This is a genomic window from Paraburkholderia mimosarum LMG 23256 = NBRC 106338 (genome assembly GCF_000739815.1).
GTDB lineage: Bacteria > Pseudomonadota > Gammaproteobacteria > Burkholderiales > Burkholderiaceae > Paraburkholderia > Paraburkholderia mimosarum.
The window spans coordinates 299,126-324,183 of the sequence record NZ_BBJJ01000001.1 but is presented as its reverse complement, the minus strand read 5'-3'; the positions used below and the strand labels follow the sequence as shown (position 1 = coordinate 324,183).

Annotated in this window: 23 protein-coding genes and 2 pseudogenes; 5 read left to right on the top strand and 20 right to left on the bottom strand. The window is 67.5% G+C overall.

Features of this window, described 5'->3' with window-relative positions; genetic code table 11:
• Positions 1-64: 64 nt before the first annotated feature.
• The 8 genes from BMI01S_RS01405 to BMI01S_RS01370 all read right to left on the bottom strand — a co-directional run bounded on the left by BMI01S_RS01405 (position 65) and on the right by BMI01S_RS01370 (position 6,838).
• Positions 65-1,894 (bottom strand): ABC transporter ATP-binding protein, encoded by a 1,830-nt coding sequence (locus tag BMI01S_RS01405; RefSeq protein ID WP_036044070.1) that lies wholly within the window; start codon positions 1,892-1,894, stop codon positions 65-67.
• A 72-nt stretch (positions 1,895-1,966) separates the two neighbouring features.
• Positions 1,967-2,164 carry a hypothetical protein gene (locus BMI01S_RS01400; RefSeq protein ID WP_028210620.1) on the bottom strand — a complete coding sequence of 66 codons (198 nt, stop codon included), beginning with the start codon at positions 2,162-2,164 and terminating at the stop codon, positions 1,967-1,969.
• A gap of 164 nt (positions 2,165-2,328) precedes the next feature.
• On the bottom strand, positions 2,329-2,685 hold the full coding sequence (locus tag BMI01S_RS01395) for a hypothetical protein (protein WP_028210619.1): 357 nt from the start codon (positions 2,683-2,685) through the stop codon (positions 2,329-2,331).
• A 261-nt stretch (positions 2,686-2,946) separates the two neighbouring features.
• Positions 2,947-3,249, bottom strand: a complete 303-nt coding sequence (locus BMI01S_RS41815; protein WP_081715882.1) for a hypothetical protein — start codon at positions 3,247-3,249, stop codon at positions 2,947-2,949.
• Between the two features lie 122 nt (positions 3,250-3,371).
• On the bottom strand, positions 3,372-3,782 hold the full coding sequence (locus BMI01S_RS01385; RefSeq protein ID WP_028210618.1) for an Hsp20/alpha crystallin family protein: 411 nt from the start codon (positions 3,780-3,782) through the stop codon (positions 3,372-3,374).
• Positions 3,783-3,816: 34 nt separating this feature from the next.
• Entirely contained in the window at positions 3,817-4,257 is a 441-nt protein-coding gene (locus BMI01S_RS01380; protein ID WP_028229877.1) for an Hsp20/alpha crystallin family protein, read from the bottom strand.
• 278 nt (positions 4,258-4,535) lie between these two features.
• Positions 4,536-5,633, bottom strand: coding sequence for a flavodoxin family protein (locus BMI01S_RS01375; RefSeq protein WP_244145262.1), 1,098 nt, complete (start codon positions 5,631-5,633; stop codon positions 4,536-4,538).
• 32 nt (positions 5,634-5,665) lie between these two features.
• Complete coding sequence (locus tag BMI01S_RS01370; RefSeq protein WP_063619574.1) at positions 5,666-6,838, bottom strand: glycosyltransferase family 4 protein; 1,173 nt, start codon at positions 6,836-6,838, stop codon at positions 5,666-5,668.
• A gap of 214 nt (positions 6,839-7,052) precedes the next feature.
• Here BMI01S_RS01370 and BMI01S_RS01365 point away from each other — a divergent pair, with 214 nt between their 5' ends.
• Positions 7,053-7,694: a UdgX family uracil-DNA binding protein gene (locus tag BMI01S_RS01365; RefSeq protein ID WP_028229875.1), complete on the top strand. Its 642-nt coding sequence runs from the start codon at positions 7,053-7,055 to the stop codon at positions 7,692-7,694.
• A 49-nt stretch (positions 7,695-7,743) separates the two neighbouring features.
• On the opposite strand, the gene BMI01S_RS01360 is transcribed toward BMI01S_RS01365, so the two are convergent.
• The 8 genes from BMI01S_RS01360 to BMI01S_RS01325 form a co-directional block, all read right to left on the bottom strand.
• Positions 7,744-8,244: a GNAT family N-acetyltransferase gene (locus tag BMI01S_RS01360; protein WP_028229874.1), complete on the bottom strand. Its 501-nt coding sequence runs from the start codon at positions 8,242-8,244 to the stop codon at positions 7,744-7,746.
• Positions 8,245-8,410: 166 nt separating this feature from the next.
• On the bottom strand, positions 8,411-9,742 hold the full coding sequence (locus BMI01S_RS01355) for a c-type cytochrome (RefSeq protein ID WP_042288100.1): 1,332 nt from the start codon (positions 9,740-9,742) through the stop codon (positions 8,411-8,413).
• Between the two features lie 68 nt (positions 9,743-9,810).
• Complete coding sequence (locus BMI01S_RS01350) at positions 9,811-10,773, bottom strand: cytochrome c oxidase assembly protein (RefSeq protein WP_244145263.1); 963 nt, start codon at positions 10,771-10,773, stop codon at positions 9,811-9,813.
• On the bottom strand, positions 10,764-11,093 hold the full coding sequence (locus tag BMI01S_RS01345; protein ID WP_028210612.1) for a hypothetical protein: 330 nt from the start codon (positions 11,091-11,093) through the stop codon (positions 10,764-10,766). The genes BMI01S_RS01350 and BMI01S_RS01345 overlap by 10 nt, the downstream gene beginning before the upstream one ends.
• 8 nt (positions 11,094-11,101) lie before the next feature.
• A complete protein-coding gene (ctaD, locus tag BMI01S_RS01340; RefSeq protein WP_028229872.1) occupies positions 11,102-13,687 on the bottom strand; it encodes a cytochrome c oxidase subunit I in 2,586 nt (861 codons plus the stop codon).
• Positions 13,684-14,784 carry a cytochrome c oxidase subunit II gene (locus tag BMI01S_RS01335; RefSeq protein WP_244145264.1) on the bottom strand — a complete coding sequence of 367 codons (1,101 nt, stop codon included), beginning with the start codon at positions 14,782-14,784 and terminating at the stop codon, positions 13,684-13,686. Before BMI01S_RS01335 ends, ctaD begins: the two co-directional genes overlap by 4 nt.
• A 125-nt stretch (positions 14,785-14,909) precedes the next feature.
• Positions 14,910-17,102: a VTT domain-containing protein gene (locus BMI01S_RS01330; RefSeq protein ID WP_028229870.1), complete on the bottom strand. Its 2,193-nt coding sequence runs from the start codon at positions 17,100-17,102 to the stop codon at positions 14,910-14,912.
• A 28-nt stretch (positions 17,103-17,130) separates the two neighbouring features.
• Entirely contained in the window at positions 17,131-17,631 is a 501-nt protein-coding gene (locus tag BMI01S_RS01325) for a YciE/YciF ferroxidase family protein (protein ID WP_028210608.1), read from the bottom strand.
• A 736-nt stretch (positions 17,632-18,367) separates the two neighbouring features.
• On the opposite strand from BMI01S_RS01325, the gene BMI01S_RS01320 reads away from it, so the two are divergent.
• Positions 18,368-19,279 carry a DUF72 domain-containing protein gene (locus BMI01S_RS01320; protein ID WP_042287995.1) on the top strand — a complete coding sequence of 304 codons (912 nt, stop codon included), beginning with the start codon at positions 18,368-18,370 and terminating at the stop codon, positions 19,277-19,279.
• A 104-nt stretch (positions 19,280-19,383) separates the two neighbouring features.
• Positions 19,384-20,409, top strand: a complete 1,026-nt coding sequence (locus BMI01S_RS01315) for a glycosyltransferase family 2 protein (protein WP_063619573.1) — start codon at positions 19,384-19,386, stop codon at positions 20,407-20,409.
• 33 nt (positions 20,410-20,442) lie between these two features.
• Here the strand turns inward: BMI01S_RS01315 and BMI01S_RS01310 are convergent, their stop codons facing one another.
• The 3 genes and pseudogenes from BMI01S_RS01310 to BMI01S_RS01300 all read right to left on the bottom strand — a co-directional run.
• Positions 20,443-21,159, bottom strand: coding sequence for a PIG-L deacetylase family protein (locus BMI01S_RS01310; RefSeq protein ID WP_042287993.1), 717 nt, complete (start codon positions 21,157-21,159; stop codon positions 20,443-20,445).
• An 88-nt stretch (positions 21,160-21,247) separates the two neighbouring features.
• A complete protein-coding gene (locus BMI01S_RS01305) occupies positions 21,248-22,573 on the bottom strand; it encodes a cation:proton antiporter (protein WP_036044069.1) in 1,326 nt (441 codons plus the stop codon).
• An 88-nt stretch (positions 22,574-22,661) separates the two neighbouring features.
• A pseudogene (locus BMI01S_RS01300) lies at positions 22,662-22,865 on the bottom strand (glutathione-dependent formaldehyde dehydrogenase); the annotation flags it as partial.
• Positions 22,866-22,886: 21 nt separating this feature from the next.
• Between BMI01S_RS01300 and BMI01S_RS38735 the strand changes: the two are divergent.
• A pseudogene (locus BMI01S_RS38735) lies at positions 22,887-23,092 on the top strand (SDR family oxidoreductase); the annotation flags it as partial.
• Positions 23,093-23,159: 67 nt separating this feature from the next.
• On the opposite strand, the gene BMI01S_RS42845 reads toward BMI01S_RS38735, so the two are convergent.
• Entirely contained in the window at positions 23,160-23,474 is a 315-nt protein-coding gene (locus tag BMI01S_RS42845) for a BamA/TamA family outer membrane protein (RefSeq protein ID WP_028229866.1), read from the bottom strand.
• A 298-nt stretch (positions 23,475-23,772) separates the two neighbouring features.
• On the opposite strand from BMI01S_RS42845, the gene BMI01S_RS01290 reads away from it, so the two are divergent.
• Positions 23,773-24,942, top strand: a complete 1,170-nt coding sequence (locus BMI01S_RS01290) for a GNAT family N-acetyltransferase (protein ID WP_051381259.1) — start codon at positions 23,773-23,775, stop codon at positions 24,940-24,942.
• Positions 24,943-25,058: the final 116 nt, after the last annotated feature.

The following is a 25,058-nucleotide window of genomic DNA, read 5'->3' as shown; positions in this document are numbered from 1 at the left end:
GGCACGAGAGGTTCGTGCATCGCCTCGATCATGCGGGCACCGCAACGACGCAGCATCTCGCGAGTCAACCCATCGCCTTCGGGTATTCGCGACGAAGCAGGACATCGCGATAAATGCCAGGCCGGCACGCCAGTTCCCCGGGTGGCCCATCGTCCACGAGCCGGCCGTCCTGAATGACGACGATGCGATCGAAGTTTTGCAGCGTCGAAAGGCGGTGTGCGATGGCAACGACCGTACGCCCTTTCATGAGCTTGTCCAGCGCGGCCTGGATCACGGCCTCCGAGGCGCTGTCGAGTGCCGAGGTCGCTTCGTCGAGCAACAGGATAGGCGCGTCTTTCAGGAAGGCGCGCGCGATCGCGATGCGCTGCCGCTGCCCGCCCGAGAGGCGCGCGCCGCGTTCGCCCACGGCCGTGTGCAAACCCTCCGGCAACGAGCGGATCAAATCGAGGCAACCCGCGTGCTCGCAGGCCTGAAGCACTTCCTCTTCCGTCGCTTCGGGGCGGCCGTAGCGCAGGTTGTCCAGCAGCGAGCGGTTGAAGAGCGAAATGTCCTGCGGCACGAAACTCACCGCATCATGCAGGCTCTTCAGGTTGACGTCCGTGAGGCGCTGTCCGGAAATGCATACCGCGCCCGCTCCCAGTGGCGGATCGAACCAGCGAAGCAGCAGCGCGAGCACCGTGCTCTTTCCCGCGCCGGACGGTCCGACGAGACCCACACGTTGTCCCGCGTCGATATGAAGGCTGAAGTGGTCCAGCACACGACGCCGGCCTGGATAGGAAAACGAAATATTCTCGAAATCGATATTCGCGTCGCGAACTTCCAGGTTCGGCACGCCCACCCGTTGCTCCATCTCACGCGGAACGAGCAGGAATTGCGCGGCGTCGGCAAGCCGCGCCACATGCTGGGTCATATCCACCAGCGCGACGGCGAGGTCGCGCGTGCCATGCAAAATGGCGAATCCGAGCGAACTCACGAGCACGACATCGCCCGTGGTGGCCCGCTCCACGGTCCAGAGCCAGACGACCCAGCCGAGCAGCGAGCCCGACAGCAGCACCGTGAGAACGGCGTGCACGATCCTGAGTTTTTCGAGGTGACGCAACGACGATTGGCGCGAGCGGATTTCGTTGTTGAGAAAGTTGCCGAAACGCAGGCATTCGCGCGCCGTTGCATCGAAGGCTTTGATGGTCGGCATGTTGCCGAGCAGATCGACCAGTTCGCCATCGACGGAAGCCGCCCATGAAGCAAAATCCAAATGCCGCTCACTGCCCCTTCTCGCGAGCCAGAACAGGAACACCGTCATGAGAGCGGAAATCACGACGAGCGCGAAGGCCATCCCGACGTTCACCCAGCCGATGAGCACGACGGATCCCAGCACCGTCAGCAAGGTTGGAATGGCGCTCCACGCCGACGTATTCTCGATCGTGAAAATGGCGTTGGCCGTGGCGGAAATCCGGCTTGCCAGCGTGCCCGGCTGCGCGTTCGAAAAGTAGGCGGGCGAATGGCCGGTGAGATAGCCGAACAACTCGCGCCGCACGTCGCCCGTTACCGCAACGAAGGTTCGCACACCGGCCAGCCCCGCCAGACGCCAGAGGAGGTTATCGGCGAACAGCAGCGCAACGATGACGAGAAAGGCGCCCACGACGCGCGAGGGATGCTCGCGGCCTGCGGGCAATGCATCGATGAGATCGCGGATCGCAAACTGCGCCCCGAGCGCACAGCCCACGGCCGCGGCGATGGACGAGACGACCAGCGCATGCCCGTACGGATGGGCGCGGACGTACCGCCATAGCAGGCGCAAAGGATGGTTCGCGTACTGAATGAGCGTCTTCGCGCGCCGCCCGAGCGTATCGGGCCGGTGCCCGCCGTCTGCCATGCCTGCATCTGTCGTGATCATCGGAACGCCCCCGCTTGCGGCCGTTCCGAAGTCCCGCACAGATCGTTCCCAAAGCGGCGGAACCGACACCCGTCAACGTTTTCGCGTGATCGCCTGAAGCAGGAATTCGCCTTGATCCGTCACGCGCGGCCGGCGCATGCCGGTAGGGAGGCTCTCGAGTGCTACGAGTTGTTGTTCGAGCAGCGTGTCGAGTTCGCCGCGGTCCATGTCGATCTGATCTGGCGACGCCTTGACCAGCATGAGCGTCGCAAATTCGTGAGGGCTCAGCACCTGCGTCTCCTGAATTTTCTGTATCGGCGGATTCCTTCCGTCCTGATTGTCCTGATTGTCGTTCGCCTGAAAGGCATGAAATCGCGAGCGCTCGCCGTGCGCGGAACGAGCCGCGAGCGGCGATCGGTTCCGGGCATCGCTGGCGTTGAACCCGAAAGTCGGGTTCAGAGCGAATCCGCTGCCTCGCTCGAGTCTTCCGCATCATGGGCGGATGCGGGACTCGATATCACCGTCAAATTCAAAGTCGTCACGCTCATTTCGAGCGGTGCCAGCGTGGTACTCATCTCCCCCACGCGGCCAGGATCGATTTCGAGAATGTCGATGGTCATCGAGTCCACGCCCGTGCCGCGATCGGCACACGCGTTCCACCGAACGACCTTGGCGCCGCTTTGTGCGAGGCATCGCCATACCGGGATGACCTTGAGCTTGCCGGATGCGGCGCGGATTGTGAGCCTTTGGACCACCATCGTGTCTCCCATGCAGTGACGGTTCTGGCGGATAAATGCTTCGATGTGGCTCATACGAGCATATTCCACGGAAGGCCCCAAAGTACACACAAGGCCGCTGTTCGTAAGTTCAGCTTTACGGACAGCCCCGCCACACCGGGGAAACGAAGGCATCGCCGGGTCCGTCTTTTCCCTTGCCACACGGGTGGCAGCAAGGCGCTTGCCTGGATAGCCGCGCCTTGCGGAGTGCCAACGGCGCGGCGGGGTCGGATGGCCGCAGAAATGCCTGCACGCGAATGCTGCAAACGCCCGCCGTCCGGCGAAACGCGCCCTTGATCAGCCCCCGCCTTGCGGCACCACGATATCCGTCGTGGCGGCCCGGGACGGCACATCGTTGTCGTCGGCGCGTGCATATGCCCCAGGCGCGCGAGTTCGGCGCTCGACGCTTTCCGGATGCAGCACGTCGAGCACGGTCCGCCCCCTTTCGGTCAGATGCGCGCGGCGCCGGCCCGCGGCGCTATGTTCGAGCATCACCAGTTGCCGCTCCAGCAGCGCGTCGAGTTCGGCGCGGTTCATGTCGAGCTGGTCCGGGGCCTGACGAACCAGCATCAGCGTTGCGAATTCATGTGGACTGAGCATTGCCGTCTCCCGTCAAGAATGAAACCGTGAACTGGGGCACGGTGCAGAAAAACGATACGAGCGGCGCCTGGCGGCGTGCAGCGGCGCGAACCCGGCGGCCCGCGCCGCACGACCCTTCCGGCCTAGTCAACCCTCACCTCGATACGTCGCGGCTTCGCTTCTTCGCGGCGAGGAATGGTGAGCCTCAGCACGCCATCGCGCAGTTGCGCATCGATGCGCGAAACGTCGAAGTCGGGGCTGAGCGTGAAGGCTCGCCGAAAGTGCGGGTGGCGCACTTCGCCATGCTGCAGGCGCAGCCCGGATGGCATGGGGATCACCGCCTCTGCCTCGATGGTCAGATTGCCGTCCTGCACGCGCACGTCGAGCTTCTCGCGCGGCACGCCCGGCAGGTCCGCATACAGCGTGATGCCGCGGCTGTCCTCGAACACGTCCACCGGCGGGGTAATGCGGGTGACCTGCTGCGCGGATTCGCCGGTCTCGCGCGCGGCGACCTCGTTGTGCGCCGCACGGGTCAGTTCAGTGCTGTCGTTCATGATGTCCTCCGTGATCGCATGGTTCACGCCGGGCTCACTGCACGGTGATCGCGCGCGGCTTCGACGCCTCGGAACGTCCGACGCTGATCGTCAGGCATCCGTTCACATAACGCGCGTTGACCTTGTCGGGGTCGGCGTGCTGCGGCAGTTCGACGACGCGCCGGAACGCGCCCATGAAGCGCTCGCTCGCGTACACGCGCGTATCGTCTCCCGACCGGTTCTCGGGCGGCTTGCGCTCGCCACTGATCGTGAGCAGCCCTTTGTCGATCGAGACGTCGATCGCTGACGGGTCGAGTCCCGGCGCGAACGCGACGATCTCGACGCTGTCGTCGGTGCTGCCGATGTTGAGAGGCGGGAATGTCTCGCTGCGCATCGCGCGCAGGCTTGCGGGAAAGCCCGGAAAGAGACTGGCCATCTGCCGTTGCAGGCGGTCGAATTCGCCCAGCAGATCAGTGCTGAAGAAGGGATCGCTCATGACTGGCTCCTTGAAACCTGGGCCGGCACGGAAGACGAATGGAACCACGCGCTCCAGTCCGCCTGCCGTGGGAAGCCCCGCCGACAAACAAATCGAAACACGCAGCGCTTATCGCGACTGCCTGAGCGATGAATAAAATAGCGCATGGAACGGAAATTTCAAGAGGCCCCGCAGCATGTCACGGAGGCTTCATGAACCTTTCCAGCTGGCTCGAAGTCGTCCTCGCTTCGATCCCAAAGGAGACGGAGCAAGCCGCCGCGCACGAACGACGGTTCGCGTCACTTCGCGCGTGGCGGCTCGATGCCTTCGTCGGCGCGATGGAGCTCGCCCGCGCGCAGCGCCGTCACCGCCTTGACCACGGCGCGCGCCACGTTCACCACTTCCTGCTGGAAGCGCTCGTCGGCATCGAGCGTTTGGTGCGAGGTCGCATAGGGCTCGTAGTAGCCCACCATGCGGTCGAGGCGCGCCGACGCGCCCGCATCGATCCAGCCCATCCAGTCGAGCCAGTCGGCGAGCGCGCGGCGCGTGTCCTCGATACCGGCCACGTCGCCGTGCACGATCGCGCCATACGCGCGCCCCGCCAGATGCTTCGGAAAGTGCCAGCCCGACAGTTCGAGCGCCTTCGCTTCGTCCGGATGCTTGCCGTGCGTGGACGTCGGGTCCGGATTGCCGCCGTCCGCGCAGACGAGCCGGTCCATCATCAGCTTGAGCGGGCTGCTCACCTGATACCAGTAGACGGGCGTGACGAAGATCGCGCCGTGGCAGGCCGCGAAGCGCTCGTAGATCTCCGCCATCCAGTCGTTGATCTGGTTGAGCGAATGATTGGGATAGCAGCTGCAAGGCCAGTGACAAAGCGGCATCGCCGTCGAAACGCAGCCCTTGCACGGGTGGATGTGCAGATCGGGCTCGGCGGTTAGCCGCGAAAGGTCGAGCAGATCGGCTTCGACGCCGGCCTGCTCGATCTCGCGTTCGCAGATCTTCGCGAGCCGGAAGCTCTTCGACATCTCTCCTGGGCAGGTGTAGTCGTTGCGCGAGGACGCATTGACGACGAGGATGCGCGACGGCGTGCCGGCCGAACGCTGGCGGTGCTGCGCCGCGTCGATGCGTTCACGCGCCGCACGCCATTCGGTGGAGAGCGCGTAGTCGGGATCGGCGTAGCCTTCGCCGGCTCTCGACGTGACGGGCGCCTTGCGCCCTTCGCTGTAAGCGTCCCACGCGATGGCCTCGAGGCGCGCGAGCGCCGCGTCTTCGCCGCGAAACGCGGGGTCGTAGAAGCGCGCCATGAAGCGCGCGCGAAACACGTCGCGCGGTACGCCCTCTTCGGTTTGCCCCTTGCGCACGAGACTGGCGGCTTGTTCGGCGGATGTTTTCGGCATGATGGCTTCTCCTTGTGCGAGGCGTCGGGCATTCAGGCTGGCGCAGGCGTCGTGCGAACCGGTTTGTCGCCTGCTTCGTGGCCTGCTTCGTGGCTTGCTGCACGACCTGCCTCGTGGCCTGCTTCGTGGCCCGCTTCATCGCGTACTTCGCGGCAAGCTTCTTGACCCGATGCGCGACGTTCCAGCAGCGCCCCGTACGCGCGCAGATACTCCTCGCACATGCGCGCCGCCGTGAAGCGCCCTTCGAACGCGGCGCGGCAGCGCGCGCGCGAAAGCGATGGGAGTCGCGCGACCGCCTCGACCGCGGCCCCCACGCCTTCGACGATGAACCCGCTCACGCCGTCTTCGATCACCTCGGGCACCGCGCCGCGCCGGTAAGCGATCACGGGCGTTCCGCTCGCCAGCGCCTCGATCATGACGAGGCCGAACGGCTCGTCCCAGGCGATGGGCACGAGGAGTGCCTCGGCGCGGCGCAGCAGCGCGGCGCGCGGCTCTCCCCCCACTTCGCCCAGATAGTCGACACAGCCGGCATGACGCGCGAGCAACGGCCGCATGCGTTCGTCGAACCAGGCCCGCTCGCCCGGATGCACGGCGGCCGCCATCTTCAGCGGCTTGCCGGCGCGGCGCGCGATGTCGATCGCCGTATCGGGGCCTTTGCCCGGCATCATGCGGCCCATCCATAGCAGGTAGCCGTCGTGACCGGCGCCCGGCGCGAAGGCGTCGAGCGGCAAACCGTGCGCGATCGTCGCGAGCCAGTTCGCATGCGGTGCACAGCCGCGCTGCGCATGCGAGATCGAAACGAGCGGCGCGTCGCGCGAGACGTCCAGCAGCGCGCCCAGGTCGCGGCGGCGGATCACGCCATGCAGCGTCGTGACCGTCGCCACGTTCAGGTGGCGCACGAGCGGCAGGTGCAGCGGCTCCGTATGGAAGTGAACGACGTCGAATTCGTGGGCGCGCGCGGCCACGCGTTCGAGCTGCGCGACGTGATGGACGAGCGTGTCCGTGACCTCGCGGTCGTGCCACAGCGGGCGCGGGCAGCACGGCACGAGCGAGGCCGCGGTGAGGGAATCGGCGCTCGCGAACAGCGTCACCTCGTGGCCGCGCGCGACGAGCGCCTCGGTCAGGTAGTGGACGATCCGCTCAGTGGCGCCGTAGCGCGCGGGCGGCACGCGTTCGTAGAGCGGGGCAACCTGGGCAATACGCATGGGATTGGCTCACGGAATCGGCGGGACATTCGATGTTCCGCATTGAACGTTCCCGACGTGTGCGGCGCCTGAGCGGGAGAGCGGCACGGCAGTTGCTGCTCAGACGATGTGTGTCTCGATTCGCTTGCACGCGATGCAATCGCGCGAATGCAGGGGCAATCGCGCCACGAGCGCGTGAGAACGCGACGCACGCAACCGCGACGGAGACAACCGCATGCCGACCAGGCCGAAGCGATCGCCGCGCCCCGCGTCCGCAGGTGCCGACGTCGATCCGCAACAGCAACCCGAATCGCTCGACGCATGCCGCCGCTGCGCGCTCTGGCGCGACGCCACGCAGGCCGTGCCCGGCGCGGGCGACGCGCCCGCCACGCTGATGCTCGTCGGCGAACAACCCGGCGACAGCGAAGACCGCGCGGGCCTGCCCTTCGTCGGCCCGGCCGGACGCCTGCTCGACAGTGCCCTTGCCGAGGCCGGCATCGTCCGCGAAACCGTCTATGTGACCAACGCGGTCAAGCACTTCAAATGGGAACTGCGCGGCAAGCGCCGCCTGCATCGCACGCCGGCCCAGCGCGAAGTCGAAGCCTGCGCCTACTGGCTCGAACGCGAGATCGCGAACGTGCAGCCGAAGGTGATCGTGGCGCTCGGGGCGACGGCGCTGCGCGCCGTGCTGGGCGATCCACATGCGCGCCTGAACGCCTGGATGGACCAGACCGCGAAGGCCGGCGCGCGCACCGTGATCGCCACGTGGCATCCCTCCTACGTGCTGCGCGCGCCCGATCCGGCGGTGCGCGACGAAGCCCGCGCCCATATCGTCGAAGCCCTGCGCCGCGCGCACGCGTTGCTGCGCCGCCGTTGATTTCGCGCTTGCACGTCGAGACGTTTCGCTATTCGCTCGGGCGGCGCGGTCACATCGATGGTGTTGGCGCCGTTCCTCCCGGCGCCAGAACTTTTCCGAAACACCGCGCATCGCGCATGGCCGTATATTCCCCATAAGGCGCGATAGGCTCGTAGCCATGCCGCAGATAAAACGCTATGGCGCGGCGATTCGCTTCCCGCGTCTGCAGGATCACGCGCCGATACCCCATCGCCACGGCCAGCCGCTCCAGATGACGCAGCACCGCCGCGCCGGCCCCGGCCCACTCGGGCCGCCGGTAAATGCGCTTGAATTCGGCCACCTCGAACGAGAAGCGCCGCAGCGCGCCGCAGCCGATCGCCAGCCCATCCATCGTCCTCGCCACCACGAACGCGCTGCGCGCGAGGCGCACGTCCTCGGGCTGAAAGTGCCTTTGCGCGCCGTCGCCGCAGTACAGCGCGATCATCGCGCTCAATTCGTCGAGCAGCACGGCCGCGTCGGGCGTGCCGGGGTCTTCCCGCCGCACCATGGCGACGACCGATGACTCATCCATTGTCCGTGCCCTCCCAAGCCAGTCCTCCTCACGCAGCGCAAGTGCAGTGCCGCTGTCGCTAGCCGCGCGCCGCCCGCCACGCGCCGCCGGAGCGCCAGGCCATCGCGTGGTGCGCCGCAAGCGTTCGTGCTTTTTCGCGCACGGTGCATTCCTCCGGCTTCGCGTTTTACTTGTGCAACGCCTGGCGCAGCGTGCTCACGTCGTTCGTCGTGATCGGCTGCGCGTCGTTGCCCCACGCGCTGCGGATATAGGTGAGCACGTTGGCGATCTGCACGTCGGCGAGCGTGCCCACGAAGCCCGGCATCGCCTGGCGCGGCGGGCCCGTGAGCGTGGACGGGCTGTTGCCGCCCTCCACGAGCAGGCGGATCAGCGAAGTCGTGTCCTCGGTCAGCACCGAAGGATTGCCGGCGAGCGCTGGGAAGGCATGCGGCACGCCGCTGCCGTCTTCGCGATGGCAGCGCGCGCAGAACGAGCCATAGACGTCCTTGCCGGGCGTGAGCGACGACGCGATGCGGTTGCCGTTCGAGGGCGAGTGCGGTTCGTCGCGGCCGGGCGTCCACGTGCCCGAAGGCTGCTGCGCGGGCAGGCCCTTCAGGTAGTGAGCGATGGCGGCGAGGTCGGCGTCGCTCAGGTACTGCGTGCTGTCCTCCACCTGCGCGACCATCGTGCCGTATGCGACCGCGCCCGCACCGTGCCCCGTCTTGAGGAACGACGCGATCTGCGCTTCGCTCAGGCGGCCGAGACCCGATCCCGCGTCGCCGGTGAGGTTGGCCGCGAACCAGTGGTCGTTGACGCCGCCCACCAGATATTCGCGCGAGCCTTCGTCGTAGCCACGTTCCTGATACGCCGCGCCGCGCGGCGTATGACAGGAGCCACAGTGGCCGAGTCCTTGCACGAGGTAGGCGCCGCGGTTCCATTGCGCGTCGTGTCCCGGTTTGTCTGCGTAGATGCCGCGCGGAACGAACGTCCATTGCCAGAAGCGCAGCGCCCAACGCTGGTTGAACGGGAACGCGACGTCGGAAGGCGGCGCGGGCCGCGCGACGGGCGCGACGCCGTGCATGAGGTACGCGTAGAGCGCGCGCAGGTCGTCGTCGCTGACCTTCGCGAACGACGCATAGGGCATCGCCGGGTACAGGTGCTTGCCACCGCGCGCCACCCCTTCGCGCAGCGCCCGCGCGAATTCGTCGAACGTGTAGCGGCCGATGCCGTATTGCGGATCGGGCGTGATATTCGTCGACATGATGGTGCCGAACGGCGAGCCCAGCCCCTGGCCGCCCGCGAACGGCGCGCCGCCCTGCACTGCCGTGTGGCACCCCGCGCAGTCGCCGGCCTTCGCGAGGTACGCGCCGCGCGCGAGCGTCGCGGGGTCCGCGGGCAGCGCCGATGCGTTCGCCCCTTGCGCGTGAAGCGCGTCGCGTCGCGCGAACAGCGCGGCCGCCGCGATCACCATCGCGCACACCGCCGCCGCTTTTGCGCGCCGCTTCATGGTGCGCTTCATGGTGCGCTTCATAGGCCGCTTCATAGGCCGCTTCATGGACCGTTTTATGGCCCGCTTTATGGCCCGCTTCATGGCGCACCGTCCTGCCGGACGAAGCCGGTCTGCGCGAGGAACGTCGTCGCGCGTTGCGCGGCGAGCCAGCGCCCCGCAATCGTCAGTCCTCCTATGAGATACGCGGCCGCGCCCGGCACCCACATGATGAGGCCGCCCAGTTGCTGATCGTGCAGCGGATCGACGCCGAGCGCGCTGCACGTTTCGATGTACGACGGATACCAGAGCCCCGGCGAGAGCGCGATCAGCGCGCCCAGGGCGCTCGTGTGAACCATCGTCGTGAAGAGCGAGAGCATGGCGGGCCCGCCCGTGTGCCGGTGCGCGCCCTCGCCGAACACGCTCCACCAGAACAGCAGCGAAGTCACGAAAAAGCTCGCATGCTGCAGCGAATGCACGGCGGAATTGCGCAGCGCGGCTTCGAAGAGCTTCGGCGCGTGCCAGGCCCAGAGCGCCACGGCCTGGAGCAGCCATGCGGTGAGCGGCGCGCTCGCCGCGCGCCAGATCGCGCAGAACGCGGCGGACCGGATCGCCACGCCAAGCGCTAGCCGCGCGCGATGGGGCAGCGCCCACATCCAGATGCCGAGCGGGCGGCCCAGCACGCACAGCGGTGCCGCGATCAGCATCAGCGTTTCGTGCTGGACCATGTGCGCGGAGAAGAGCGCGCCGCTCAACGTATCGAGCGGCGAGCACAACGCCACTAAAAGAAAGAGCCAGCCAGCGAGAAACGCCGCGGCCTGGCGCAGGCGCACGCTGCGCGCGGTGCCGCCGCCGCGAACGGCTACGCGCGCGAGGCCTGCCACGTAAGCGAGCAAACTGACGCCCAACAGCACGGCCACCCACGGCGCGAAATCCCAGCCGAACGAAATCGCCCCGTCGGGCGGCACGGCAAGCCCATGCGCGTGCGCAGGCAGCGCGAGGCCGAGGCCGGCGCACGCAGGCCACGAAACCGCGAAGCGAAGCGAACGACCTGTCATCGACATGCGGGCAGCCACCATTGCGGGAACCACATCATCAGTTGAACGAGCGCGCAGAACGCGGCGACGATGGCCGCCATCGAAGCGAAGAACGCCGGGCGCGCCCCGCCCGTCGCATAGCTCGCATCGCCGGCGTGGGCCGTCTCGCGCCAGCGCCGCCACGCGAGGCACGCCGCCGCGAGCGAGAACAGCAGCGCGGCCGCGCTCACCAGGTGCAGCGGCAGGTCGCTGCCCGTCGCGCACGCAAGCTGGATCAGCGCGTAATCGGCGCCCTGCACGCCGAGCACGAGAAACGGCGCCGCCAGCAGTCCGAGCCACGTTCGCATCCCTGCCCTCACAGATGAACCCGTGGCGCGAGGTAGACCACCGCATAGATCGGCAGCCAGCTCAGTACCACGAAGTACCAGTAGATTGCGTTCTCGCTCGTATCGACGAGCCGCTTGCCCTCGAACGGCCCCCTGTACAGCAGCGCGACGAGCACCGCCGTGTCCACGGCGTCCGTGACGAGGTGCGTGGTATGCAGACCCAGCAGAAGCCAGACGATCGAGCCATAGGCATTCGCGTACCACATCACATTGAGCGTCGTGAACTCGAAGCCGCGCAGCACGAGAAACGCAATGCCGAACACGAAGCACACGGCAAGCCACAGCCGCGCGCCCTCGCGGTCGCCGCGCAGGGCGGCGCGCCGGGAGATCTCGTTCGGCACGAGGCTCGCGAGCAGCACGACCGTGTTCAGCGTGCCCCAGACGAGCCCCGGCGGCGGCGCGTTCAGCGGCCACGCCGCGTTCACGTTGCGCAGATAGAAGGACATGCCGATGGCGACGGCGAACACCGTCCCTTCGATCAGCATGAGCCCCGCCGTGGCCCACCACATGAGGCTGCGGTGGCTGAAGTCGAAGCTCGGCAGTTCGCGCACGTCGAGCGCGGCGGGCTCGCCGGCGACGCGCGCCGCGTTTGGCCCGCGCCCCGGCCACCGTTCTAGCGCCGTGGCGATGCGGTTCTCGCGCCGACCTGGCCAGAACCAGGCGATCAGCGCGACAGCGACGGGCACGGTCCCCCACCAGACCGCGGTGGGCGTGTAAATCGAGCCGATGAAGAACACCGTCGTCGCAATCGCCGAAATGAACGGCCAGATCGATGGTTGCGGAAACAACGGTCGCGTCTCGGGTACCGCGTCGAGCGCGCTCGTGGTCAGCACCTCGCGCGCGCCGGCCGCGAGACCGGCCACGCCGGCCGGTTCGCACGCCGGCTCCCAGCCGGGCGTGCGGCTCTGCACGACGGGCAGCGCGTCGAAGTTGTGCGGCGGCGGCGGGCTGGCCGTGCGCCATTCGAGCGTCGCCCCGCCCCAGGGGTCGGGCGGCGCCGCCTTGCCGCGCAGGAGGCTGCGCAACACGTTGTAGAGAAACACGAGCACGCCTGCGCCCAGCATGTAGGCGCCGATGGTGGCGCAGAGATTCATCGGGCCCCAGCCCATCGCCTGCGGATAGGTCCACACGCGCCGCGGCATGCCGTGCAGGCCCAGCAGATGCATGGGAAAGAACGTGACGTTGAAGCCGACGAAGAAGAGCCAGAAGTGCCAGAGCCCGAGCCGCTCGTCGAGCAGGCGTCCCGTCATTTTCGGGAACCAGTAGTAGATGACGCCGAAGAGCGGAAACACCGCGCCGCCTATCAGCACGTAATGCAGGTGCGCGACCACGAAGTACGTGTCGTGGATCTGCAGATCGAGCGGCACCGATCCGAGCATGATGCCCGTCATGCCGCCGAGCACGAGCACGAAGAAGAACGCGAGCACGAAGTAAAGCGGCACGCGCAGATGCAGCCGGCCCGTGAGCAGCGTCGCGAGCCAACAGTAGATCTGCACGCCCGAAGGCACCGCGATCAGCACGCTCGCCGTCGTGAAGAAGCTCTTGCCGAGTTCGGGCACCGTGGTCGCGAACATGTGATGGACCCAGAGCCCGAACGCGAGAAAGGCCGTCGCGATCAGCGAGAGCACCATCGCCGTGTAGCCGAAGATGGGACGGCGCGAGAACGTCTCGATGATCGCCGACATGAAGCCCAGCGCGGGGATGAAAATCAGGTAGACCTCGGGGTGCCCGAAGAACCAGAACAAGTGCTGCCAGAGCAGCACATCGCCGCCTTGCGCGGGGTTGTAGAACTGCGTGCCCACTTCGCGGTCGAGAATGAGCGCCGTGCTCGCGAGCATGATGGCGGGCATCGCGAAGATCACCATGAACTGCGTGACGAGCGTGGCCCACGCGAAGAGCGGCAGGCGGTTCAGCGACATGCCCGGCGCGCGCATCTTGAGGATCGTCGTGATGAGGATCACGGCTTCGAGCAGCGCGGCAAGCTCGGTGAAGGTGATCATCTGCGCCCAGATGTCCGAGCCCTTGCCCGGCGCGTAGTTCGGCCCCGAAAGCGGCACGTAGCTGAACCATCCAGAGCGCGGCCCGGAGCCCAGTGCGAACGCCACGAACAACGTGAGCCCGCCGAACAGGAACACCCAGTACGCATAGGCGTTCATGCGCGGAAACGCGACGCTGCGCGCGCCGATCATGAGCGGGATCGTCCAGCCCGCCACGGCCTGCATGACGGGCACGGCGAACAGGAACATCATCGCCGTGCCGTGCATGGTGAAGAGCTGGTCGTAGAGTTCGGGGCCGATCAGGCGGCTGTCGGGGCGTGCGAGCTGCGTGCGGATCATGAGCGCGAACACGCCCGCCAGCAGGAAGAACAGGAACGTGGTGGCGATGAAGCGCGTGGCGATCGTCTTGTGGTTGATCGCCGAAAGCCAGCCGATCACGCCGGGTGGATCGCGCCAGGTCCCGGCCAGCGCGGCGCGGACTTCGTCCGTGGCTTCGGGGCCGTCCTTGATCGTGGTGAGGGCGCTCGCGTCGACGAGGGGTTCGCGTGTCGTGCTCATTGCAGTGTGCCCAGCCATTGAACGAGCGCGTGAAGATCGGTGTCGGATAGCGCGACCGTCGGCATCAGCGTGCCGGGCTTCACGGCTTGCGGGTTGCGAATCCAGTCCGCGAGATTGCCGGGCGTATTGGCGAGCACGCCGGCCGCGAGGGTCTGGCGGCTCATCAGGTGCGTGAGGTCCGGACCCAGCGCGCCGTGCGCGCTCGTGCCGCGCACCGTATGGCAGCCCGCGCACGTCGCGCTTTCGAACACGTCGCGGCCGCGCTGCGCGACGGCATCGGCCAATGCGTTCGAACGCGCCGGGGCGGCTTGATGATCGGCCCACGCCGCGTAGTGCGCGGGCGCATCGGCCACCACCAGCATCGCCATCAGCGCGTGTTCGGCGCCGCAGAACTGCGCGCATTGGCCTCTGTAGGCCCCTGCCTGGTCGGCGCGGAATTCGATCGTCGAATCGAGGCCCGGCAGCATGTCTTTCTTGCCGTGCAGGTTCGGCACCCAGAAGCTGTGGATCACGTCGCCGGCCTTGAGCGACACGACCACGGGACGGCCCACCGGCACGTGCAGTTCGTTCGCGGTGACGAACGCGGGCCGGCCGCCCTCGCCCGCATAGACGGCCTGCCACCACCACTGCTCGCCCGTCAGCTCGATACGCAGCGGGCGGTCGACGGGCAGGTCGGACAGCGCGCGGTCGGTCGCGACATCGGCCACGATGAGGCCGACCAGCACCACGACCGAAACGAGGCTGAGCGAGACGACGACGCGCCGCGTGCGAGGTTCGGGGTTCGCAAGCGGCGTGAGATCGGGCGGCGCGGCGCCATGCAGGCCACGGCGCCCGCGGCGCACGAGCGCGACGAGCGCCGCGAGCACGACAGCCGTGAACACGATGCCGCACACCACGAGCGTGAGGTTCCACAGCGCCAGGATATGCGCGGCCTGCACGCCTGCCGGCCGCAGCGCGTCCTGCTGAGGCTCGGCGAGCGCGGCAAGCGGCGCGAACGAGGCGAGCGCAACCAACGCCACGCCGGGTGCGCCGCTGGCCTTGCGCCGCCGCGAATGGCGAGGGCCTGCCGGCCGGGTCATCACAAACGGGGTTGTCATAAACGCGCAGCCTCGGCGTCACCTGGTCGAGTCCGCCAGCGCATTTTTCGTTCCCCGCCGCGAGCCGCGCCCGGCGCATAGTCGAAGGCGTTGGAGAATCGCGTCGCGCGAACCGGCGGCGAGCTTCATTGGCGCGGGCCCAGAAAACGCTGCAACGCCGCCGATAGCCCCACGAGCGCCGCGCCGATGCCCGCGAGCGCCGCGAGGGTGAGGGGATCGGGATGACGCACGGCATCGGCGAGCTGCTGGGCGAAGGTGGTGGCCAGCACGATGCCGGGCCCCATGCCGATCAGAGTGCCGAGCACATAGTCGCGCAGCGCGATATGCGAGGCGCCGGCCGCCAGATTGACGAGCACGAACGGCGCGAGCGGCAGCACGCGCAGCACCACCACGGCGGCGAGCCCCTGGCGGCCCAGGCGCTTCGAGAGGCGGTTCAGGCGCGAGCCCGCACGGCGCCGCACCGCGTCGCGCCCGGCCCAGCGGCCGATGGCGTAGGTCGCGAGCGCCGCGAGCAACGAGCCGGACAGCGCGTAGAGGCTTCCGTCGATGGCGCCGAACAGCAGCCCCGCGCAGACGATGAGCAAGGTGATCGGCACCGACGAGATCGCCGCGAGCGCGTATGCGCCCACCACGAGCAGCGGACCGAAGCGCGTGGCCGCGAGCGCATGGGCGGCCCGTGCAATGCTCGCGAGGCTCACGAAGCGCGAGAGCGGCGTGTAATGCCAGGCGAGCGTCATCGCGACCGCGAGCAATGCGCAAAGGCCCAGCAGCAGCAACCGCCGCGTGATCGAGCGGCCACCGCGGCCCGGCGCGAATTCGCGCACGACTTCGTCGGGCACGGCGGGCCGCTCGGGATCGACCACGGCGCTCTCGGGCACCCAGCGGTCGAGTTCGGGCGAGACCTGGGGCTCGAATCTGCGCAGCGTGCGCGCGCCACCGCCCAGGCGCTCGATCACGCGATGGACGTCCCCGGCGAAGCGCTCGAACGCGCGCTCGACGTCTTCGCAACGCGCGCCCAGATGCTCGGCGAGCAGGCGATTGCGCATGCGCGCGATGGCGGCCCGCACGCGCGCATCCCCGAGCGCCTCGAGCGCGATATTGCATTCGGTGTCGAGCACCATCGAGCGGTTGTTCAGATTCGCACTGCCGATCAAAAGCAGCGCGTCGTCGACGATCATGAGTTTGCTGTGGACGTTGATGAAGGCGTCGCCGAGACCTTCCGTCCACGGCCAGTAGAGGCGCAGCCGTTGCTCGCGGTCCGCCGCGCGCAGGCGCTTGTAGAGGCGCGCGCGCAACGTGCCCATGGCGGCAGCCTGAAGCCAGCCCGTCTGCTCGCGCGGAATCACGGCGGCGACGGCGGGGGGATCGGGCATCGAAAGGCGCCGCGCGAGCGTGTCACCGACGCCGCTCGCCGTGAAGTACTGGTTCTCGATGTAGATCGTGTCGCGGGCCGCTTCGATCGCCGCGCGATAGAGCGCATGAATCTGCTGGCAGCCCGTGCGCGGGCCATGCGGCGCGGCCGTGAGCGCGATGCCGAGGCGCACGTCCTCGATATCGGCGCGCACGCCGGGCGGCCAGGGATCGCCGCTTTCGTCCGTGGTCGCGAGAACTTCGGGGAGCGGCGGCACCGGTTCGCTTTCGTCATGCGCTTCGCGCGCCGTGACTTTCGCGCGTCGCCAGCGATCGTTCGCGAGCTTCGCCACGGCACGCGCGGCCTCGCCGTCGACCATCGCCTGCACGTCGTGGATCGGGCCATAAGGCTGGCGCGGCCCGTTGCGGCGGCGTGGGTCGGCGCTCGCGTGCGCGCAGGTGTCCCAGCGCGAGCGCGCGAGATCCATGCCGCCCACGAATGCGAGGCAGTCGTCCACCACGACGATCTTCTGATGATGCGAAGCGCCTGGCGGATGCTGCCCGTCGAGCCGGAACGCGAGCCGCCGACCCGAGCGCCAGCCTAGCTTGTAGGCGGGCAGCCATTCGCGCTCGAGCGCGTAGAGCATGGCGAAATCCCACGCGAGAATGCGCACGCGCAGCGCGGGCCGCGCCGCCGCGACGGCCGCGAGGAAGTCGCCGAGCGCGGCCGGGAAGCCGTCGTCCGCGCCGCCCGGTACCAGCTCGATGCGGCTGTCGATGTCCCAGCCGACGATGATGACGCTGCGCCGCGCCCGCACGATGGCCTGGCGCAGCGTACCGAAGTACTCCTCAGCATCGACCAGCAGCCGCAAGCGCCGCGCGTGGCACAGCGAATCGCAGGTCTCACCCGGGCGCAGCAGGCGCGCCGCCCCGGCCTGCGCGGCGCACGGACTCGTCGGCGTGTTCATGCTCCTCTGTCCCGCCGCGCCGCCGTGCTCACTGCTTTTCCGTAGCCTTCCGGTTGCCCGCGGCTTCGGCGAACTGCGTGAGCTTCATGTCGGTGGCCTTTTCTTCCTCGAGCGTCTCCTTGAGCAGGTTCACCGCCTCCTCATGCCCCAACTGCTTGCCGAGCGCGCAAAGGCTTCCATACGCGGCGATCTCGTAGTGCTCCACCTTCTGCGCGGCCGCCACGAGCCCCGCATCGAGCACGGGCCCCTTCTCGATCTCGTCGATCAGTTCCGCGCCCTCTTCGATGAGACCTTCCATTGCCACGCACTTCACCCGCTTCAGGCGAATGCCGGTCGATTCCACCACCTTGTCGATGCGCTCGATCTGCCCCTGCGTTTCTTCGAGGTGGGTCTTGAATGCATCGGCGAGCTGCGGATCGCTCGCCGTGCGCGAGAGCTTCGCGAGCGCACGCGTGAGCTGCTTTTCGGCGCTGTAGATGTCCGAGAGCATGTGAACGAAAAGGTCGTCGATGGTCTTTCTCTGGCTCATGATTGCCTCCGTGAGTAGGAGACCGACTTTTCGCAATGGCCATACCCGCGCTACCCGCGGGTCGCCTTCCCGCTGAACGCCGGGGATCGGCTTGTCCATGTCCTGCTCCAGTGCCGTCGCGACTGCCTTCCTGCCTTCGATCAGCGGCATCAGCGCATGCCACAGATGTTCGTCGTGCAGCATCCTGTAGGCACCGCTCACGCCGAGCTTCCATGTGCTCGCGCGGCCCGCGCCATCGCTCGTTGCAAAGGCGAACTTGTAAAACTGCGCGGGCGGAATGCGCGAAAGCGCCATCAGCAGCACGCAGAGATACTGGACCGCGTTGAGCGTGTCTTCCTTGCTCAGATCGTCTACGAGAACCTTCGCGATCTGCGTCTTCGCGCCCGCGAGATCGTTCGCGAGCCGCAGCACGCCGTTCTCGTGCAGCGTCTGGATCAGCGCATCGAGTTCTTCGTGCGCGGCGCTTCACGTCGGGATCGTGATGCTCGCCCGTCATTTCATTCACGCCGGGCTTGCCCTGGTGGCAGGAAAAGCGTATTGCCCTTTACGCGGTCGGTGACGAGCGCGATGATGTCGCGCCCGCGAAAATCTTCGCTGGTGTCGTTGAGAGTCTCGGCTTGAGGTGGCGCAACCGACGTTCCCGAACATTCCTCGACGGACGCCTCGCGGGACGATGCGCTGGCGCCACGGCACGAGGCGTGCACGGTCTCACGCAGCGACAACAGGGAGCACGGCCATGAGCGAGGTACGCATAGGCATTTCGGGCTGGCGTTACGACGGCTGGCGCGGCACCTTCTATCCGCCGGGGCTCGCGCAAAAGCGGGAACTCGAATTCGCGTCGCGCGCGGTGCAGACCATCGAAATCAACGGCACGCATTACGGCCTGCAGTCGCCCGCCGCGTTTCGCCACTGGCACGACGAAACGCCCGACGCGTTCGTATTCAGCGTGAAAGGCGCGCGCTATCTCACGCACATGCTGCGCTTTCGCGACGAATCGGCCAACGTTGCATGCGCGAACTTCTTCGCTCAAGGCCTGCTGGCGCTGAACGCAAAGCTCGGACCGATCCTCTGGCAATTCCCGCCGAACTATCGCTTCCATGCCGATCGCCTCGAACGCTTTCTCGCGCTGCTGCCGCACGACACCGAAGCGGCGCGGCGTCTTGCGGCACGTCACGACGCGCGCGTGATCGAACCGTGGATCGAAATCGACCGCAACCGGCCGATGCGCCACGCCATCGAGATTCGCCACGCGAGCTTTGTCGCGCCCGTCTTCGTCGATCTGCTGCGGCGCTATCGCGTGGCGCTCGTGGTCTCGGATTCGACCGAGCCGTGGCCCTATGCGGAAGACGCAACGGCCGATTTCGCGTACGTGCGGCTGCACGGTTCGGCGGCAAAATATGCAGGCGCGTACAGCGATGCCGCGCTGGATCAGTGGCACGCGCGGCTCAAGGCATGGAGCGAAGGCAAGCCTTCCGCCGACGCCCGCCTCATCGCGCCGCAACCGCGCGCCCGCGAGCGCAAGCCGCGCGACGTGTACTGCTATTTCGACAACGACCAGAAGACCGAAGCGCCATTCGACGCACGCCGCCTGATGACGCGCTTCGGATTTGCCGAGGAACCGTTGCGGCGCGATGCGCAAGCGATCTAAGGCACGCCAGCAAAATCACGCCGGGCGGCGTCGAGCAGGGACGGCACGCGCCTTGCGCAAACCCCTGGCTCTGCGCGGTCTTTTCGCGCGCATGGAGGCGGGGTTTGCAGAGTTTCCTGAATGCTCGCATCAGCGTGGTCGTGCTCACACGCAACCGACGCGAGGAAGTGATGCGCACCGTGGCGTCGCTGTTGCGGCTCCCTGAGCGGCCGACGATCGTCGTGGTGGACAACGGCTCGACCGACGGCACGGCGCAATTGCTCGCCCACACCTACCCGGGCCTTCGCGTCGTGCACTGCGACCGGAACCTAGGCGCGGCCGGCCGCAACGAAGGCGTCGAACAGGTCATGACAGGCTACGTCGCGTTCAGCGACGACGACACCGACTGGCAGGCGGGCTCGCTCGCACGCGCGGCCGAGCTGCTCGACCGCCATCCCCATGTGGGGGTGCTGTCGGCGCGCGTCGTCGTGGGGCCCGAGCGCACGCTCGATCCCGCCTGCGCGCTGATGGCCGCGAGCCCGCTGCGCGACGCCCGGGGCCTCGCGGGCCACGATGGGCTGGTTCCGCTGATCGGCTTCATGGCCGGCGCCTGCGTATTCCGCACCGAAGTCTTTCGCGCGCTGGGAGGCTACGAGCCGCGGCTTTTCATCGGCGGCGAAGAGGCGCTGCTCTCGCTCGACCTGCTGCAGGCCGGCTATCGCATCGCGTATGCGCCCGAACTCGAAGTTCATCACCGCCCCTCGCTCGCTCGCGACAGCGAACTGCGCCGGCGCTTTGTGGCGCGCAACGCCGCGCTCGTGGCGTGGATGCGGCTGCCGCGCAGCGAGGCGCTGGCCGCGACGGGGTCGGCCATCGGCAGCGCGCTGCGCGAGCGGCACGCCGCCGAGGATCTGCGCGCGCTGTGGGAGGGCATACGCTGGGCCATGCAGCGCCGGCGCCCCGTTGCCCCGCGCGTGCTGCGCATGCGCGATGCGGTTCGCAAGCGGGAGCGCGTGCTGGCGCGCAAGGGGCGTACGGGTGTGAAAGGGAGAATGAACGGCGGTATGGAACCGGGCATCGATGTCGCCGAATGCATCGACCCGGAAGACGCAGACGAAGAAGACGCCGCGCCGCGCAAACATTCGCGCTGAAGCAAAGAGGCCGACGCGCCGCGTGGACGTACCTCAGGCGCGCTCCAGCCGCCAGTAGCGCTCCGTGCGCGCCACGTCGAGCGGAAACGATCCGAACGCGCGCAACTGGCTCCCATACGCGCGCACGGCCCGAAGCTTGAGCGCCGCCGCCCGGCGCGGCGCTAACGGCTGCAAGGGCAACGGACTCGCGCGCAACCGCTGGCTTTCCAGTCGCGCGAGTCCGGCGGAAAGCGCGCCCGGAATCGCGCGGTAGATGGGATCTTCATAGGCGATGCAGGCACGCAGGCGCCCCGTGATCAACAGCGAGCGGCACGCCGCGCCCACCAGTTCGTGATCGGAATGCCAGAGCCCGAGCGGACACACGAGCGTGCGCAACGCAAAGCGTTCGAACTGCGCGGCGATCGCGTCGGCCACTGCGGATACGGTCGGCGTCGCGCCATACTGCGCGTCGAGAAAATCGAGCCGCACCGCGTGCGCCGCCCACAAGGCCACCGCGCGCTCGTCCTCTTCGCGGCGCGCGGCCATCGCCTCGTGCGAATCGGCGAAACCGCCCGCCTCGTCCCACGGCGTGCGCGCGGGCCGTGCGGGCTCGCCCGCGAACACCGTGCAGACCACGGCGCCCGAGCGCAGCGAAAGCAGCGTCGAACAGCCGAGCACCGCGTCGTCAAGATGCGGCGACACCACGAAGAAGCGGGGCGCGCGGCGGGGCGCGTTGAAGTCGTCGTCGGGGATGGCAGCGGGTCTGTGCATCGCCGGATCTCGTGCAAAGCTGGCGCGAGAGGCTCAGCAAGCCGCATGCCGTTCATTGCGCGTCATGGTTGCAACGGCGCGCCGGCGTTCAGCCGCCGGCCTGCGCCGCGATCGCTTCGCGCTTGCGGAAATAGCGGCCCAGCGCATAGCTAGCCGTCGATCCGTGCAGCAGCACCGAAATCACGATCGCATCGAGCGCCACCGGCAGCACGGGGCGCAGCAAGTCGCCGGCCTGGTCGATTCCCCACACCGCGTAATAGAACGCACCCACACCGCGTATGCCCATCCACCCCATCAAACCGCGTTGCTGGGCATCGGCGCTGGAGCCCGCCATCGCGATCAACACGGCCACGGGCCGCGCCACGAACACCAGCACGAGCGCGTAGAGCAGCGGCCGCCATTGCAGCATCTCGCGCCAATGGGCGGATACGAGGCAGCCGATCAATAGCATCAGCGAAAACTCCGCGAGGTGCTCGATTTCCAGCGTGAAGCCCGTCATATTTTCGGCAAGCCAGGCGTGGGCGCGTTCGGGGTCTTTCGCCACCTCGGCGCGCTCGCCATGCTGAACGTCTTCCAGCGCCTCGGCCGGTCGCTGCTCGCCCGTCGCGCGTAATTCCTCGTGGCGCAGCGCCACGCCGGCCGCGAACACGGCAACGAACGCGTAGGCATGCACGAGCAGCGCGACGCCATAGGTGACGGCCATCAGGCCGATGGCGATGAAGCCGTCGAGGCCCACGGCCTCGCCGTGGCGCGTGCGCAGGTAAAACGTGAGCCGCGCGCAGAGCGTGGCGAGCACGGCGCCAACGAGCAGCGCGCCCGCGACGCCCCACAGCACCGAAAGGGCCGCACTGCCCGCGTGCTGCATGCCATCGACACGCGTGCCGCACAGCGCGAGGCCAACGAGCGCGATAGGCATGGCCGCGCCGTCGTTGAAGCCGCCCTCGCCCGAGAGCGCGAAACGCAGCGGCTCGTCGTCGCCGGCTTCACGCACGCGCAGTTCGTTCGCGAGCACGGGGTCGGTGGGCGCGAGCGTGGCAGCAAGAAATAGCGCGACGCCGGCCGGCTCGCCCATCGCCCATGCGAACGCGGCCATCAGCGCGGCGCTCACGATCATCGCGACGACGCCAAGCCGCAGCGGCAGCCGCCAGAGCCGGTCGCGCAACCGCACGCGCAGATGCATGCCGACCGAGAACAGCGAGACCACGAGTCCCGCCTCCGCGATGATCGACAGCACGCGCGGAACGCGCGCGAGATCGGTGTGAACGAGCCCGAAAGACGCGGGCCCGACGAGCACCCCCACCGCGAGATAGATCATCGCCCCGGTGAGCGGCAGACGCTTGATGGGGCCGCGCGCGAGCGCGATGAACATCAGAAGCACGCCCACGAGCAGAAACCAGAGCGCCTCCTCCATCATGATACGAAGTCCTTATCGATTATCGAATGGCCGATGGTTTGCCACAGGCCGGGAGACAAGGCCCGCCGCGCGCCGGCCTCGCTTCTCGTCACGGTTCGAGCTTGACCTTGATCCAGCCGGGCTCGCGCGCGTCGAACGCGCGATAGGCGTCCAGCACGTTCATGAGCGGCTCGCGGTGCGTGAGCACGCCGAGCGGATCGAAGGCGCCCTCCCGCACGATCTCCACGAGCTTCGGCACGATCGTCCGGTGGTTGCAATTGCCGAGCTTGAGCGTGAGATTGCGCGGCATCGAGCGAGGCGCATGGACCATACCTGCGCGCCTGGGCCGTTCTGGCCCGCGCTTCAGGTGAGCGGCGGGCAAACCACGCAGAATGTGGAGAAGTTCGGCCAGCAGGTGCCGATGGGCGCCCCGGCCAGCCTGCGGAAATCGCCCATGTGTATGTGGATCTCGCGTCCGCTCAGGCGAGTTATGTGACCGGACAGATCTACGGCGTCTCAGGCGGCGCGGGAAATCCGTGATTTGAATTGCAGGACGCGGGGAGACAGGACGCACGCCTGCCACGATATTCGGGCTCCTTGGCCCGCGTCAAAACACCGCTTCGAACTGCATCTGGAACGGCTGATAGCGGTCGAATTGCTTGCGGCCAATCGGAAACCCGGCGCTGACCTTGAGCGCGCCGACAGGCGAGTTCCATGCGAGGCCCAGCCCGTAGCTGAAGCGCATGCCGTTCGATGCAATGCTCGCGCCTTGAGCGCCCCACGCATTGCCGCCGTCCACGAAAGTGAACGCGTTCAGACGGTTTCCTCCATCCGGCAACGGCACAGGGAGCTTCAACTCCGCAGTGATCGTCAGCATCTTCGATCCGCCGATCGGGCGTCGCTCCGGTTCTGAGGACGCCATTTTTTGGCGCGGCGGATGTTCGTGCCTCGTGGAGAGTCCTCCATAAGCTGGGCAAGAACCTTGCTCTAAAGACCAAAGCGCCCAGTATTTTCGGTAGCCGCTGACCGAAAAACAAGCCACTAGCCGTTCGCCGCCAAAATCAAGAAGGGTCGTTTCGCACACATCGTGCTTTAGAGACCATAGCCTCACGAGAGGTGCACGCGTTCCACTTCTTTTTTGCAGTGAACCGTGAGCTATCGATGATGCACCTGCAGCATGAGTTGGACGCCCCGGCCGCATTGAATTGTCGGAGGATGCCATGCAAGACACGTCGATCGAAGCCGCCAGCATCCCGCAAACCGCGCCTGCTCAGGCGGGAAGCCCGTTTCGCCATGTCATCACGGTGTGCAGGTCCGCGGCGGACTTCGCACGCCTGCGCCCAGCGTGGGAGGCACTGGCCGCTACGTGTCCGCCGGGCCTCGATTTCCCTTACTGCGAAGTTGCCGCGGCCCGCGCCTTCGCGCTTGGCGAGACAGTCAGCGTTGTGCTCGTGAGCGACGGCACGGTGCTCGTCGCGCTCTGGCCGGTGATCATCGTGCGCCGGGGCGCGTACCGTGTTGCACGCGCGCTCGGCTGCGGGAACGACCAGGAGTACGCCGGCCCGCTCCTCGCCGATCCAGCCGATGTACGCCTCTACGCGGCCGCCCTCGAAGGGTTGTGCGGCGTCGGCGCCGACGTGCTGGAAATCGTTTTTGTCGAACAAAACAGCCCGCTTGCGGCCGCGCTCGCCAATGTGCCGCAGTCGTGGGTGCTGCGCGCGATACCGGAGCGCTGGCGGCGCGTGGACGGCTACTCGATCGGCCTCTGCACCTTCACCACCTACGACGCCTTTCTCGCCACGCGGCCGGAATCGCTGCGTGGGACGCTGCGCCGCTGCGCAAGACGTCTCGCGGAGCAGGGCGTAGTTCAGTATGGCTGGTGTCAGGACGCCGATGACGCCCGCGAGGTGCTGACCTGGCTCTTTGCGAACAAGCGCCGCTGGGCTCGCGCGCGCGGCTTCGATGCATCGTTTCTCATGGACGACGAAGTGCGTGACTTCTTCATCGACCTCGCGGGACGGATCGAACTCGTTTCAACGCCGCTCGTCTATTTCGTGAAACTGGACGGCACCCCGGTTGCCGCTTCGGTCAACCTGGTCGGACCGCGCAGCATCGAGTACTTCATCACGACCTACGACGAATCCTACGCTGCATGTTCGGTCGGCAATCTGATCGTCGACAGCATGGTGCGCTGGGCGCACGCGAGCGGCCGGGATTTCGACTTTCGTCCGTTCTTTTCGGCCTACAAGGCGCGCTGGACCAACCAAAAGAGCAGGTATGAGTCGCATTTCGTCATACTAACGTTGCGCGGCCGGCTCGCCGAACTGCCGCTCGCGGCGCAGCAGCTTCGCCGGGTCGTCAGGAAGATCCGCGCGCTCGCCGGCGGTTGAGCGGCAACGCGACAGTCGCCTTGCGCTATTCGGGTCTTTCCAGCACCGCTGAACGAGTTGCCCGACATGAAAACGCGTGCGCCTGCCCTTTCACCTTCAACTGATCTGCGTCGTGA